Here is a 14,657-nt window from a genome sequence, read left to right as displayed (position 1 = left end):
GGCTCCGGAGCGATGCAGCACCGGAGCCCCGCCCGTCCGCCGGCTAGAGCTTCGGCTCGGCCACGGCGTCATTCCAGGACTTGAGAACCTTTACGACCGGCTTGAAATACGAAACGTCCCGGCCCTTCTTGGTGGTGTACTCCACTAGTTCAATGGAAAGTTCGGCGAGGGCTTCACCATCGACCTTGTCCAGTGCGTTGCCGATCTCGTGCAGAACTTCGGCAAGCTTCCAAGAGCCCGTCTGAAAACGAAAAACCCCCAGGTCGTAATCGTCAGCGAGACGGAACAGAACCGAAATGCTGGGAGACGGTCCGCGCTTGGTCTTTGCGGCAGCCTTGCGGTCTTCCATCAGCACGGGGCAGCCACACGCCTTACCCCGGTCCTCGTCCGGCGAAAGGAACTCCACACCATCGCAGTGGTGGATCAGGCTAGGGCCGTTCCACAGCTTCATGTCAGATGTAATCGCTTCCGGGCCGGAAAGTACGACCTTCACACGCTTGGCATCCGTCAGAACCTCGATGAAATTCTCCGACGGGGAATCGGTCTCGACCGGAGCCCCGCCCATGAGGTGAGCAATAGCCGCCGCAACGTCCGGGTCCCCCGTCGTCACCTTCCACTCGCCGAGTGCTTCCGGCACTCCATTGACAGCACGGCCCGAGTGGAAGCGCCCAACGGTGTCGTCGGTGAACGCGTTCTTCGGCATCGCTTCCGGGTCGGTCTCGAAAATGCGCAGCGCCATGTTGAATCCCCCTGATTTTGGGCATGAAAAAGGGCGGACCGCTCGCACGCGGCTCCGCCCGGAGTTCTCTGGTGATGCTTTTTAGTTATGCGCGCCGCTGTGTGCCGGTCACGAGCCGGCCCGCGCTCTGCGCGATCACACGGCCAAGCACGGTCTTGGAGAGTTCGCGGTCCCAGTCGAATACACGCATCAGCGTCAGGAACACCCCGAATATCTCGTTATCGATGCGGACCGGCTTAAAGGTCCAACCGTCCGGGGTGATGTGCAGAACCGCCGCACCATCGAGTTCCGGCATGGGCTCTGAAACGCCTTCCGGGGAAATGATCCGATCCGCGTGAGCGTAGGCACTCATCTGAAGTGCCACATCCGCATAGATAGACTTGGAAGTCTTCCAATCAACGATGAGCGTGTGCCACGTACCGTTTTCATGGTCGGGCTTTCCGTCCTCGCCGAGCCGCACGCGGATAATGGCGTCAAAACTTCCCGCATAATGATGCTCGTCCGACCATGCCACGTCTTCCGCACGCATCAGTTCGGGGCGCACCACGTCCAGGAACTCAGCGAACCCCGCGCGGTACGGCTCTAGATCCGGGTGCACGCGGCCGATGGCCTCGCCCCGGATCATCCTTTCAAAAAGGTCGTGCGCCTCGCTGCCGATACGGGCCCGTTTCTTGGTGTACCGCGAATGCGCGGTCCGCAGATAGTCCACGGCGCCCGCTTCATCCCGCTCGGCGATCGACGCCACCGCGGGCAAATTCGACACGGCCGCTTCCGCGGTCATGCGGGCAGCCCACCAGACAAGAAACGGCTTGGGAAGCATCCCGATGATGCTGGTAACTCCCGGCATCTTGTCGGCGGTCTGCGGGTCTACGTAGAAGCGGGAGCCCCCACGGCGGATAGTCCGAATCGCTCCGGCCATCTGTTCCCCTCAGTTGTTGGTTGGTCAGCGAGGGATGACGGGATGACGGTTCAGACCCTTTTTTGGTATGCGTCTAAAAAATTAGAGAGAAAACCAAAGAGGGAGTCATTTCGTCATCCCGTCATCGCCTCGCGCTGATCAGCGCGGTACGGCAAGCTGATCAGCAAGTGCGTGCAGCTCGGCGACGGTTCCGCCGTTCGTCAGCACGGCGTCCGCGGGGAAGTCGTCCAGCTCGGTTTCCGACGGGTGCCCGCGCTGTTCCGCGCCGTTCGGGCCGTGATCTCCAGGACGCTCTACACGGACCAGCAGCGCGCCCCGCGCCCGCAGTGCCTCGGCCTCGTTCTCGTACCGGCAGTCCGTTACGACGACGGGCAGCCCCCACCGGTCGGCTACGTCGAGCTTGGCGAGGGCGGCGCGGAGCCAATGGCGCGCGTCGTGGTCGCGGACTCCCTGTCCGAGCCGCTGCAATGTCCGGCGCGCTTCCGGGCGCTGCTTCGCGGTGTCCCACCCTTCGCGGCGCACCACGTCCGACAGCCGGAGCGGGAGTGGCCCGTATCCGGTCGGCTCGCTGGCAACGATGGGGTCTACGGACAGCGCGAGGGCCCGCAGCGGTTCCGCGAACGCCACCCGGACGAACGCGAACCGGCTCACGAGCCGCGCGCCGACCGTGTCCTTACCGGAGCCGGCGCGGCCCATCAGGGCCACATGTCGGTACGTCACGCGGCGGCCTGGTCGTCGTCCTGGCGCTCGTCGATGGCGTCGGCCTGGTCGTCCTGGCGCCCGTCCTCGATGCCCTCGCCGGCCCCGGCGGTCTTCTTGTCCTCGGTCCGCTGCACCGCCTCACCGGTACCGAGCACCGCCGCGGCAAGTCCGAGGATGAGCGCGGACGGGAGGTCAGGGACAATGAGGGGGAGTCGGTCCAGGATCGGGGACTCCTGAACGAACGTCTCGATAACGCCCCGCTGAAGATCTGTCGTGCTGAGCTTGGCAGCCTCGGAAAGAGTAAGTGCCATTTAGAATTCTCCTGATTCTGGGCATAAAAATGGGCCGCCCGATATTCGGGAAGCCCGCAGAATGAACGCGTCTGCTAGGGAGGCGGAACGCCAGGGTTAGTTGCGGTGCACGCGCCGAAGTCGCTCGTACGCGGTCATCGGCTCGTCGTCGGCGGGGTCGCTCGTTCCGCGCTGTCCGGCCCCCACGTCGCCCCACGGGACGGGCCCGGCCGGAGCCGGCTCGGCGGCAAGGTACGGCTTGTTCTTGACGAGCTGGTCCACGGCGGCACCGATGGCGGCCGGGTCCGGTTCGCCTCCCGCGCCGACCAGGGCGGATGCGTCCACCAGGGCGAGGGCGTCCGCAGGATCACGGAGCCGGCCAGCAGCGGCAGCGCGGAGTTCGGCGCGGACGAGCTGCCCCGCGAACTCGGCTCGGATTTCCGCGCGCAGTGCCTCAAGGTCAGTGCCCCGGGCGTTCGAGCGACGGAGCCGGGCCGCTTCCTTCTCGGCATCGTCGGCTCGCTTCTCAGCGGCAGCTCGGGCAGCGCGCTCGGCGGACAGCTCGGCCGCAGCGTCGCCCTGGTCGCCCTCGCCAGTCTTCGCGGGGTCGTCCTGGCGCTCGTCGCCGCTCGTCGGCTGCACGCCCTGGTCGCCCTCTCCGGTCGGCTCGTCCGGGCCGGTGGGGTGCGGGTTCGGGTTCAGGTTCTCGGGCATGTGCGCCCCTCCTACGTGATGTAGCCGTGCTTCCGGAGCATCGCTATCTGGTGCTCCCGGTTGTCACCGGCGAGTTTGAAAATGGTCTCCGGCATGAGACGTGCCTCCCCGGCCCGCTCGTACCGGGCCCCGGGGGGGCTTGTGGAAGTTGGTGTTCAGCGCCTTACCGCCGATACCGCGTTTCGTCGTGCCCTCGGTCGTGACCTTCATCGGGCCCCGGCCGGTCACCGCGGTTGCCATGCCGCGCCGGGCGTTGACGAGCTGCCCGAGATCAGCCCCGTTCTCCAGTGCCTTGACCCCGGCGGCCCCGAGCCGATTCCGCTGCTCGTCGGGGCTCATCCTGGCGAACAGTTCCTCCGGTGTCTTGCTCGCGCGCCACTGGCCATCGGTCATCGGCTCCATGCCGCAGTCACAGCGCGGATGCCGCTTGAAGCCGGTCGAGTACGCGTACTGACGACCGGCGAGGACGATGCACCGCATGCACGCGGGCAGCCGCACCACACGGACGTACGACACACAGCGCGGGTGCACTGCCATGGCGACCGACGCCGCCGTGCGGGACGTGTCCGCTATCTGCGTCGCCGTCATCATGGCCATTTGAGTAAGTCCCCGGGCCGCCGCACGTTCGGGGCTTTCGCCGGCTGCCAGCGCCCGAGCCGTGGTGATAGCGGGCAGTTGCAGCAGCGTGCCGAGCAGACGCCCGTCCGACGCCGCACCGACCAGGGCTGCCGGGTCGAGCACGCCGAGCGGGGCCGCAGCAGCGCCTTGACCCGCCATGCACGCGCCGACGAATAGTTGGGCACCCCGTGCGGCGGAGAGCTGCCCGACGGTCACCGCGGCGAGGATCTGCCGCCCGGTCTCCCCCCGCATCGCGGACAGGATGCGGTCGGGGGACACGTCCCGCCACAGCGCGTGCACGGCCTTCACCACGCCCCTCGTGATGCCCTGTACCTCTGCGTACCGGGCCTGAGCGAGCGTGCCCCCGTCCGCCACTACGCGGCGCCCGGCAGCTCGTCCGCGGGCTCGTCCTCGCCCTGGTCGCCCTCGGGCGGTTTCGGTCCGTACAGCGCAGCGACGTTCCCGCCGAGGATCGCGCTTGCCTGGTCGTCCCGCATGGACTTCCACCGGGTGATTTCGTCCGGGGTGACCCCCGGGATCCGCTCCCAAAGGGCTTCATCCGGGACACCGATGGCTTTGAGCTTCACCAGTGCATCTGAATATTGCGAGTCGGAACGGAACTGCGGGTCACGCCACACCACCGTTCCAAGAGCGAGGGAAGCTGCCCTCTTATCCTCTCCGGCTGCCAGCGCTTCCAGCCGCATCACTTCGCGGAGCGCGGCACCGAACTGCCGTTGCCGCTCGGTCACCTTGGCCACTAGACCAGCTTCCGAAGCGGCAAGCGCGTCCGCGCTCACGTTGATGAGCTGCCCCGTTAGATACGTGGCGGGTGTGCGGGTCTGCGCGGCAATGTGCTCCACTGCCTTTGTGATGACCCGCAGATAGTTGTCTAGGTCTGCGGCGGAGAACTCGGCAATGGATGCGCCTTCCTTCTCCAGCCACAGCAGACGGTCCGATCGGAACTTGTCTATCGGCTCGTCTTCCTCGCCGACAACTTCCCCGGACTCCGGGTCCACGATTTCCCGAACGGGCCGGTCCATACCGAGGATTGCCCGAGCCGGAAGCGCGAGACCGTCTGAGGCGGTCATCATGTGCGCCCGCAGCGTGTTGACCGCATCCTGTAGCGGAAGCACGGTCACCAGCTCAGAACGCGGCTTTCCGTGCAGCCGTGAGCGGTTCGGGAGTTCAACCAGGGGCACGACCCCAAGCGGGTTCTTGATGTGCGAGGGCTCACCGCGGGACAGCCCGACCGTGCGCCCGGTCCACTCATGGCTACGGCCCTTGCGCTGCCACCGGTACACCATGTCCGGGGTAAACAGCGTGGCGAACTCCCATTGCCCGTCCCGCCATGCCTTGAGCCCCGCAGCGCGGAGCCGACGACGACCAGGGACATACTCGACAATGGCGTTAGCCGCGTGCTCAAACGTAATTTCGGCGTTGATGCCGTCCGGCTTCCACACCAGCGCATACGAGCGGCCCGTAATGAGCGCTTCCAAGAGCGCTAGACCAATCTCAACATCACATTCAGACTTGCGCCATGCCTTACCGGCAGCCTTATCAACGGTCCCGTCCTCCAGACGGAACGCAATCGGCATGAGCCGTTCAACGGTGGCATCCGGCACGGCCGCACACCAGTTATCGGAAAAGTCCTTGAACAGTCCGCCGGCTTGCGCGTTGAACTCGGGTGACGCGAACAGCAACGGGCGTTTGCCCTCGTACGCGTCCGACCACTTGCGGGCGTAGTTCTCGCGTCGCTCGATCTTCGCGCGGAGCCGGACCGTCATCTGTAGCGGGGTTTCCGCCATGCTCCCCCTCCCGGGCATGAAAAAGCCCCGGTCGGCAGGAACCCGAACGGGGCGGCTTATGCGCTCGCAGCGCGAGGACGTTTCAGCGGTCGGCGCACATACCCGTCAAGCGCCATGACCGCAGCGGCTATCCCGTCGATACGGGCGGATGACTTGTCCCGGTCGGGTTTCACCGGGCGCATGTTGTCGTTGCCGTCCCGGTACACCTCCACCACGGAAGCGTTCCAGCGAAGCACCGGATTACCGCCGTGGCGTATCCGGCCTTCACGCAACAGCCGTTCCAGCTCTTTACAGCCGGGCGACATTCCTAGATAGGTCTGCGCGATTGGCACCACGTCCACGCCGCGGGTTTCCTGTTCAATGCGCTGGACGAGCTGCCCCGCAAACATGCGGTCATAGCTGATGCGCTGCACGTCCAGCCGGCGACAGTCCGCAATGATCTGTTTCTCAATCGCTCCATAGTCGATTGCGTCGCCCTCGGTAAGTTTGATCAGCCCGTCCCGAGCCCATTGCCGGATCGGGACCTGTAGCTGTTGTTCCAGCTCATCCGCGCGTTCCTCGGGCAACCAGAACCGAGAGACTAGTTCCAACTCGACACCAGGCACGCGGGATTCAACCGCGAGCACCCACGCCGACAGGTCCGACACCGCGGACAGGTCTACCCCACCCCATGCGCGCCGGTGGCGGAACCGCTGCTTGTCCACGGCCCCCGCGTTCGCGTCCCACACCGTCAGCGGCAGCCACCGCGAGGACGAACGCATACGGCGGTTCAGCGACAGCCGGCAGAACGTCGGGAAGTAGCTCGGGGTGCTGCCCGCCTTAGCCGCCTCACGGCGCATGTAGGCGAGCGAGGGCGAGACACCGAGCCCCGGATTCGCCTTACGCCATGTCTCCTCGGCGTACGGGTCGTCGCCTTCCTCGGCGGCCCAGATGACCCCGTAGTGCCCGGGGTCGGAAACCACGTCGTCCGCACAGCGGCGGGTGTACGTGTGCTTCTCGTCGTAAATGCTGCCCTCGGTGCCCTCGTCGGCGGTCGTGATGAACACGACCAGCGGTTGGTCCCGGGCGCCCGTGCCGGTCTCGATAGCGTCGATAAGGTCACGCCGCTTGTGTACGTGAACCTCATCGATAATCGCCCCGGACACGTTCAACCCGTGGGCGGTTTCGGCGATTTTGGAAAGGGCCCGGAAGACACCGCCGGTACGTGGCACGCGGATAAGCCCGCGGAGCACTTCAACGCGACCACGGACAGCGCGACTTGTCAGCGCCATACGCTTAGCGTCGTCAAAGACTCGCTCTGCCTGCGGGAGTGAGCCGGCTGCCGCGTATACCTCTGCACCAATTTCACGGTCAGCGAGCAGCAACACCAGGCCGATACCCGACGACAGTGTTGATTTCCCCGTCTTACGGGGAACCTCAATCCACACCGTCCGGGCCACACGGACCGCACGGCCCAACTCGGGGTCGAACCAGAGCCATCCGAAGATCGGGGCAATGATCCACACCTTTTGCCACGGGGCGAGTTTGAGCGGTGTACCGCCCCATCGACCCTTGGTGTGTTTCATCGACTCGATAGCCGCAATGGCCCGGCGGGCGGCGGGTACATCGAAATATGCGCCCTCACGCTGCGGCGCCTGGTGGGCGAGGACAAGCGGGCGGGAATTTTCCCCATCGGCTATCTCGTCCTCGGTGAGCCCGAGTTCTAGCAGCGCGTCATACGGGACCGGCAGCCCGTCAATCAAAGATCCCGTCATCGTCGCCCCCGCTTTCCGGCGGGGCAATCCGCGTGGCTGACGCAGGCGAGAGCCCGAGTTCACCGACCAGCGACCGGAAGTGAGACCGGTACTGGTGGGCAATAGTCACCCACGGGGACTTCACGTTCCCGCGCTCCGTCTCGACCACTAGGCCGGTACGGCTCAACTCCCTTTCGGCCTGCCACAGTCGGGCGACCGTCATGCAATACTCGATGGCTGTTTCTCGCTGCGGGTCAGTGAGACCAGCGGAGTGCACTAGGGCGGGAATCGTCCGCGCCCATACGTCCGCGGCTTTCTCTCGCACATCGGCGGCGGAGTCACCCGGCAACAGCTCCGACCAATCCGGCTCCACTGGAGAGACCGGGGCGAAAATGGCGCCCTCGGAATTGCGGTCGGGGCGGAACGTACCCTCGCGGACCGCTTGGATATGGGGTTTCGGCTTCTGTCCGGGCACCGCCACGGCCGCTCTCCTTTCACAGAAACGCTCAAATGAGCCATGCAAGTTTTTTCCCTCCCTGCCGCTCAGCGCGCGGACGGGGAGGGGGCACCCGCCTGGTCAGAACGGCGGACGCTCACCCGACTCACGACGCGAAACAGCTTCAGCAGCGAATCCACCGCGCTGAAGTCTCGCCGTTTCACGGTTATGACAAGCGACACACAACGGCCGAAGATGCTTCGCAGCATCAGGATTCGAATCAGCCCTTGCGATCAACTCACGCCGACTCAATGGGAAATGGTCCGCAACCTTCGCCGCCGAACCACACAACACGCACCACGGGTTCGCGTACAGGTATGCCCGTCGGACGCGCTGCCAGCGGGAGGAGTAGACGGCGCCGCCCCTTGATGCGCGGTCGGCGTTCGCCTCGCGCGCGTGGCGGGGGCAGCGCCCGCCCGCGGGGGTCAGCTCGGGGCATCCGGGGACGGAGCACGGTGGGCGGGGTCTGCGGGGCACGGGGGCACCTCCTCGATTGGGAGAAATTTCCGAACGTGCGGATGAGTCAAGCGAGATAGGCACTCTCATGCAGACAACTGGACCTGTCCGCATCAGAAAGTCTTTCCAGAGGCAGCACGGAAGGCGTGTCCGCGATCGGTGCTGCGCACGGCCTGCCGACCAGTGCGGCACCTGCATCAAGTAATTCGGCTAATGCGGACAGTGGAGAGAGTTCGGTAGAGAATCCGCGGCGCACGCGGCTAAATGGTGGGCATGACGAGCGCAGGGAACAGTAATCAGCAACCACAGTTCGAACTCTGCTACCGAGGAACGCGCGTGGCCATCCAGCGCATGCCCCGCCTACGCGTCCCCGCACGGCTCGTCCGCCACACGACAACGATCGTCGGCACCCGAGCGGCCTGGTGGACGAACCGTTGAAGCGGGGCACCGACTCCCCCACGCAAATGATCTTTGGCGGCTTTGACGGCATCCGCGGATCGAAAAGGTTGCCCACCACCCCCGGCGCCAGTGGGATGGAGCCAGGGCAAGCCAACGGGCGGGGCCGGCCTGGTTGGCGCACTGCCAGACGGTCTGGGGCGCAAGCGATCGACTCGCTAGAAGCATTGAGGGGGTCGCAGGGTTCGCTGCGCACCGCCCCGTCGCGCCCGCACACACAACGTGAAGCTCTCTGTTGTTGAGTGCCCGCCCCCGGACTTGAACCGGGGAACTCTGCGGAATGGTCCGGATCTCCCCGAAGGGGCCGGTACCGCGCACCTCTACCTGTTGGGTCAGCGGGCGTGCACGTCCTCGCCGGCACGGGGCCCGGTGCGGACGCCGTGGGGACCACACCCGCCAGTGAGCTTGTGTGGTCCCCGCGCTCTGCCTGCGTGACCCCTGCGGCCACCCCGAGCGGGTGCGTGGTGCACGGGCAGAGCTGATGTTGAGGGTCGGGCACTCGGTCCGCCGGTTCCGGGCTAGCGGGGTGCGCGGTAGTCCCGCCCTCACTCTGTTGTGGGGACCGGCGAATTCCCGGCACCCGCTCGCGGCGTGCTCGGCGACTCCGTACGGTCCCTCACTCTGTTGTGGGGGACGAGAGATTCCGGGCCGATGACGAGATGACGGTTCGGATGCCGTTTTGGGTTTCTCTCTTATTTTTTATGTGTAATCAAAAAACACCTCTAAACCGTCACTCCGTCATCCCTTCCCGCTGGCAGCCCACGCTGCGGACGCACGAAAGCCCCGGCAGGCGGGGGCCTACCGGGGCGGTACGCGGCTACGCAGCGGCGACCAGTTCGGGGGCGGGCTCGGAGAGCCGTGCAGCGCTGCCCGGGGCCGGGGGTGCATCGCCGCGCTTCTCGGCCGCGTCGTCCGCAGCGGCGACGCTCACCGCTTCCGCGGCAGGGTCTAGCGCACCGGACATGGTGAGGTCCACGCGGCGGGTGTCCAGCTTCCGCCACCCGCCACGAACGCCCCGTCGTACTTCCAGCCGGACACCCGCTTCAATGAGCATGGCTCGGCGCCCCGCTGTGTCCTTCTCCGCCCACTCGTCCGCGAACGTGCGGCCCGTGGGGGTCACTATGCGCTGTGCCTCGCGCTTCTCTCGGGTCTCAAGGTCAGCAATGCGTGCGTCCAGTGCATCCGCGCGTTCTTGCCATGCCTGCCGTGCGTGCCGGGACTTCTGGCGTCCCTTCTGTTCCTGGTGCTCGTTGAACTCGGCGAGGGTGGCGCGCAGTTCGGGTCCGGGGTCGTAGCCGGGAATCTCGACTACGTGTGTCGTCTGGATGGAGCCGACCAGCCGCAGGAACTCGGTGGTCACGTACTCATCCGCCCAGTCACCCCGAATGTTCGCGGACCGGTCGCACTTGAACCCTCGCGAGTAGGGGTTGCATTTGTACGTGGGGTATTGCTTGTTGTCTTGCTTGTTCAGGTACATCCGTCCCCCGCACGCGTCGCAGTGGATCACGCGCAACAGCAGTGCGTCCGTGTCCGACCGTTCCCGGTTGTCGATGCTGCGGGCGTCGAGAACGGCGCCAATCCGATCGAACTCTTCGCGGGTCATGATCGGCTGTTCCGTCTGCATGACCGGGTTCCCCTCGGCGTCCCGGACGGGCTTGCCCTTATGCATCTTCCAGCCGATGAGCGAGGGGTTCCGGAGCATCCGCGTAATGACCGCGGGGTTCCAGAGGAACGCGTCTTTGGCTTTGCCCTTGACTCCGCCGGTCTTGCCGCCGGTCTTGCGTCCGTTCTTCACTGCCCAGTGATCGCGCGGGCTCGGCACCTGGTCGGCGTTGAGCCCCACAGCGATAGCCGAGACCGTTTTACCTTCCAGCAACTCACGAACGATGCGCTCAATGACCTCGACGGCATCCGGGTCCGGTACCAGCGTCCAGCCGACTCCGCCGTGTTCCTTGGGCATGGGGGCGGGCATGTAGCCGTACGGGGGCCTCCCCCCGCCGCGCCACCTCAGCGCCATGTTTCGGAGCGCAGCCATGGCACCGGTGACGCGGTCGCTGATGCTCTGCGCTTCCACCTGCGCGGCAAAGGCGAACATCGTCATCTGGAGTTCCGCCATGGGGTCCATGGGGTTCCGGAAGTCAAAGACGATGCGCCCGCCGCCGATGCCCTCGGCGAACACGAGAACCTTTCGGTGCTCGCGGGCCCACTTCGCAAGCTCGTGCATGTCGGCCATGGACCGGATCGCGCGGTCAAAGCGCCACCACACCAGAGCGTCGAACTCGTCCGGGCGCGCGAGCCATGTGCCGAGAGCGGGACGGTCGAACGGGCTGATCTTGGAAGCGGAAACGTCAAGGTCCACCGCTTCGCGGAGCTGGTCGCCCTCGCCGAAACTGATGTTGTGCGCGGCTGCCGCTATGTCGTCGGCTTCGCGCTGCCGGTCGGGGCTGGTGGTCTCGTCGGTGAGCACGGACAGACGGACACACCGCACGCCCCGCAGGGTCTCGGCGTAGACCGTCCCCGCGAGGGGGTTTCGTGATGTGTTGCCCATGCCCCCGGTAGGGGCCGAAGGATTCCCATTACCGGGCCTGACCAGGACTGATGCCACCATGCCGACACTCCAGAACCACTAGTTCTGAGTGTTGGGAGACCCCGAGGGCAATGAGTTCTGCCTGCTCAAGGCCCGGCTCAACCCGCTCTGACCACTCTGTGCCCCCCCGGGGCGGCCCCGAGCCCCCGACGAATGGTGATCCCGGGGGCGGATCACGGCCGGCCCCGGTACGGCCGCCCAGGCGCCGGGCGACAAGGGATAACGCTCCCGGGCGATCCGGGCCTGGCGGCAACGGGCGCGGCATCCGCTGCACCGTGCCGGAACGGGCCGACCGGAGGGACGTGCGCCGCTCTCCGCGTCGAGCTGCCGGCCGCCCCGGGGCTCGCCCCGCCGCCCGGATCGCGCACGGCCGGGCCTCACCCGCCCCGCTACGTGACCTCGTCCGGTTTTCCTACCGTCTGTGGTGCCGGGGCGTCAGCAGGCCCGCGTCGCGTGCACCCGCGATCAGTCGCAGGGCCCGGCGCCGGCCCCGTCCGGTCGCGTTCATCACCGCCGCGACCGGGTCCCGTCCGTCCCGCTGCGCCTCGCGGTACGCCTCCGCCACCGCCTTGCACCGCTCCCCGGCCCGGCCCCGCACCGCCTGCCCGCCGGCCTCGGCCGAATCGGCGTCCCCGGTCCGGGAGGCGGACGAGGGCGGGGCCGCGGCCTCCGTGGGGTCGGCGGCGCTCCGGTCCGAGGGGGGATCGGTGACGGGGGCGTCGGGTGGCCCGGCGCCGGGGCCGGTGGATGCGTCGCCGCCCTGGTCGGCGGTGCGGCCCTCGGAGAGTTCGGCCGGTGGCCTGGCGCTCCGGTCGGCGGTGCGGTCCAAGGCGGTACCGGACGGCGGACCAGCGCTTCGGTCGGCGCGGTCCGTGGCGGGATCCGCCGGTGGCCCAGCGGTGCCGGTGGCCGGCCCGGGGTCCGGGCCCGCTCCCGGGGACGGCGCTGAAGCCTTCTCGGGGTCCGGTTCCGGCGCGCTCGCCGCTTCCACCGGGCGGTGCGCCGGCTGACGCGCCACCGTATCCGTCGCGCGGGCTGCCGCCGGGTCCGTAGCGGTGCCCGCCTCGGGTTCCCCGTCCGCCCCGGTCACCGGGCCGGAACCGGCGGTCGGCGCCGCCCCGCGCGCCTCCGGACCGGTCGCCCCGTCACCGCCGCGCGCGGCGCCGCCGACCGGGCCGGACGCGGCCGACGGGTCGGTGGCGGGCGCCGGTACGGGCCGGGGCCGGCGGGCGCGGCCGATGGCGATGCGGCAGGCGTCGTCGAGCGGGCCCTCGATCCAGTGGGCGAGGGCGGCGAGGCCACTGAGCGGCAACGGCGGATCGGCCCGCAGGTCCTCCACGGTGATGCCGTCGTCCTCGACGGTGACCAGCACATCGATCCGGGCCCCGTCGGGGAACGTCAACCGGGCGCTCACCCAGGGCTCCAGCGGATCCAGCCGCGACGGCGCGGCTCCGGCCGCCGCCGAGGGGCCGTGCCCGTCCGGGAGGCCGTCCGCGCCCTCGCGGGGCGGGGCCGCCGAGCCGTGTCCGCGCAGTTCCCAGGCGGGCCAGTCACCCCACACACCCTGGGCTTCATATCGTTCACTAACGGTATAAAAGTCGCTTTCCGACACGGGGGAAACCTAGCGCCCGCCCCGCCCGGCCCAGCCACGCGGCACGCTCATCGCACCGGGACTACCCCGATAGCGCAGCTCACCTCACCGGCGGAACGCGGCTCACCTGCCCGGGGGCCCGCCGTGCGGCGCGTTTGCCGGAGTACGGCGCCGGACCCGCGGCCCCTGGACGGCGGACGCCACCGACGGCGGCGGACGCGCCGGATCAGCGCTCGCCGAGCCGGTCGGCCTGGAGACCGGCCGCGCGCAGCACGCCGTCGAGCAGACCGGGGAACAGCGCGTCGAGGTCCGCCGTCCGCAGGGCGTTCATCTTCGCCGTGCCCCGGTAGGTCTGCTGGATGACGCCGTTCTCGCGCAGGACACGGAAGTGGTGCGTACAGGTGGACGGACTCACCGGCAGCGGGATGTCCGCACAGGCCAGCTCGGTGCGTACGGATGCCAGGCGGCACACGATCCGCAGCCGCATCGGGTCGGCGAGGGCGTGCAGCACCTCGGCGAGGCGGATGTCCTCGCGGTGCGGGTGCTCCAGGGAGCGCGCGCCGGTCGCGGTGCCGGCGGACGGCGTCTCGGTCGGCATGGTGGCTCCTGAGGTACGGCGGCGATAAACGGCGGACCGGCGGCCCACGCCCCTCATTGTACGAGGGGCATCGTAATTCGCCGACCGGCGCCGGACACTTTCCCGCGTCACCGCACCGGCCGCCCCGCGCCCCCGGAGCGTCCCGCCCTCCCCCGCCCGCCCCACGCGCCGCCCCCGCCCACCCGTGAGACAACGGAAGGAGAAGGAAGAAGAGGGCCCGAGCGACGGTCGCCGTGGCCCCCCGGGCGGGGAGCGGAGGTGTGGAGGATGACGAGGAAACGTGACCGGGAGGTGGCCGGGGCTCTGCTGGAGCGGCACGGCAGGACGTACGCGGCGGAGGCGGGCATCCGGCTGAAGGACACCCCGCAGCCGCTCTACCAACTGCTGGTGCTCGCGCTGCTGCTCAGCGCCCGGATCCGGGCCTCGGTCGCGGTGGCGGCGGCCCGCGAACTGTTCGCCGCCGGGATGCGCAGCCCCCGCGCGATGGCCGAGGCCACCTGGCAGCGGCGCGTCGACGCCCTGGGCGAGGGCGGCTACCGGCGCTACGACGAGCGGACCGCCACCCAACTCGGCTCCGGCGCCACCCTGCTGCGTGACTCCTACGGCGGCGATCTGCGCCGGATGCGGGACGCGGCCGACGGCGACCCGGACGCGATCGGCGACGCCCTCCAGGAGGTCCCCGGCATCGGCCCGGCCGGAGCCGCCATCTTCCTCCGCGAAGCACAGGGCGTGTGGCCCGGCCTCGCCCCGTACCTCGACGGCAAGGCCCTCCAGGGTGCGGAACGGCTCGGGCTCCCCCAGGACCCCGCGCGCCTGGCCGCACTCGTCCCCGACAAGGACATCGCCGCGTTCGCCGCCGCCCTCGTCCGCGCGGCGCTCGACGCCCACGTGGCCGACGACGTCCGCGAGAGCCGCGGCGGCTGAACCGGGGCGCCGCCGCGGGTACGGACGGG

13 protein-coding genes are annotated in these 14,657 nt (G+C 68.2%); 1 reads left to right on the top strand and 12 read right to left on the bottom strand.

All coding sequences use genetic code 11. The annotated features are described in order from the left end of the window. Positions 1-43: 43 nt before the first annotated feature. The 12 genes from ACZ4M8_RS11410 to ACZ4M8_RS11355 all read right to left on the bottom strand — a co-directional run bounded on the left by ACZ4M8_RS11410 (position 44) and on the right by ACZ4M8_RS11355 (position 13,704). A complete protein-coding gene (locus tag ACZ4M8_RS11410) occupies positions 44-739 on the bottom strand; it encodes a recombination directionality factor (RefSeq protein ID WP_467605745.1) in 696 nt (231 codons plus the stop codon). An 85-nt stretch (positions 740-824) separates the two neighbouring features. After that, positions 825-1,658, bottom strand: coding sequence for a hypothetical protein (locus ACZ4M8_RS11405; protein ID WP_467605743.1), 834 nt, complete (start codon positions 1,656-1,658; stop codon positions 825-827). 138 nt (positions 1,659-1,796) lie between these two features. Continuing rightward, positions 1,797-2,378 (bottom strand): deoxynucleotide monophosphate kinase family protein, encoded by a 582-nt coding sequence (locus ACZ4M8_RS11400; RefSeq protein ID WP_467605741.1) that lies wholly within the window; start codon positions 2,376-2,378, stop codon positions 1,797-1,799. Further along, positions 2,375-2,671, bottom strand: a complete 297-nt coding sequence (locus tag ACZ4M8_RS11395; protein WP_467605738.1) for a hypothetical protein — start codon at positions 2,669-2,671, stop codon at positions 2,375-2,377. The genes ACZ4M8_RS11400 and ACZ4M8_RS11395 overlap by 4 nt, the downstream gene beginning before the upstream one ends. 96 nt (positions 2,672-2,767) lie before the next feature. Then, the gene (locus tag ACZ4M8_RS11390; RefSeq protein ID WP_467605736.1) at positions 2,768-3,364 is read right to left on the bottom strand and encodes a hypothetical protein; all 597 of its coding nucleotides are present in this window, start codon (positions 3,362-3,364) and stop codon (positions 2,768-2,770) included. A gap of 63 nt (positions 3,365-3,427) precedes the next feature. Then, on the bottom strand, positions 3,428-4,294 hold the full coding sequence (locus ACZ4M8_RS11385) for a VG15 protein (protein WP_467605734.1): 867 nt from the start codon (positions 4,292-4,294) through the stop codon (positions 3,428-3,430). 62 nt (positions 4,295-4,356) lie between these two features. Continuing rightward, positions 4,357-5,787: a phage portal protein gene (locus tag ACZ4M8_RS11380; RefSeq protein ID WP_467605732.1), complete on the bottom strand. Its 1,431-nt coding sequence runs from the start codon at positions 5,785-5,787 to the stop codon at positions 4,357-4,359. A gap of 56 nt (positions 5,788-5,843) precedes the next feature. Continuing rightward, a complete protein-coding gene (locus tag ACZ4M8_RS11375) occupies positions 5,844-7,541 on the bottom strand; it encodes a terminase large subunit (RefSeq protein ID WP_467605731.1) in 1,698 nt (565 codons plus the stop codon). Continuing rightward, positions 7,522-8,001, bottom strand: coding sequence for a P27 family phage terminase small subunit (locus tag ACZ4M8_RS11370; protein WP_467605728.1), 480 nt, complete (start codon positions 7,999-8,001; stop codon positions 7,522-7,524). The genes ACZ4M8_RS11375 and ACZ4M8_RS11370 overlap by 20 nt, the downstream gene beginning before the upstream one ends. Positions 8,002-9,745: 1,744 nt before the next feature. After that, entirely contained in the window at positions 9,746-11,476 is a 1,731-nt protein-coding gene (locus ACZ4M8_RS11365) for a recombinase family protein (protein WP_467605727.1), read from the bottom strand. A gap of 451 nt (positions 11,477-11,927) precedes the next feature. Then, complete coding sequence (locus ACZ4M8_RS11360; RefSeq protein WP_467605725.1) at positions 11,928-13,076, bottom strand: DUF6214 family protein; 1,149 nt, start codon at positions 13,074-13,076, stop codon at positions 11,928-11,930. Between the two features lie 256 nt (positions 13,077-13,332). After that, a complete protein-coding gene (locus ACZ4M8_RS11355) occupies positions 13,333-13,704 on the bottom strand; it encodes an ArsR/SmtB family transcription factor (protein ID WP_467605723.1) in 372 nt (123 codons plus the stop codon). Between the two features lie 267 nt (positions 13,705-13,971). Here ACZ4M8_RS11355 and ACZ4M8_RS11350 point away from each other — a divergent pair, with 267 nt between their 5' ends. Further along, positions 13,972-14,628, top strand: coding sequence for an endonuclease (locus ACZ4M8_RS11350; protein WP_467605720.1), 657 nt, complete (start codon positions 13,972-13,974; stop codon positions 14,626-14,628). Positions 14,629-14,657 lie beyond the last annotated feature (29 nt).

It is taken from the genome of Streptomyces sp. NPDC027185, assembly GCF_055567035.1.
The sequence above is the reverse complement of the archived record's forward strand: the minus strand, read 5'-3'. Positions and strand labels throughout refer to the sequence as shown.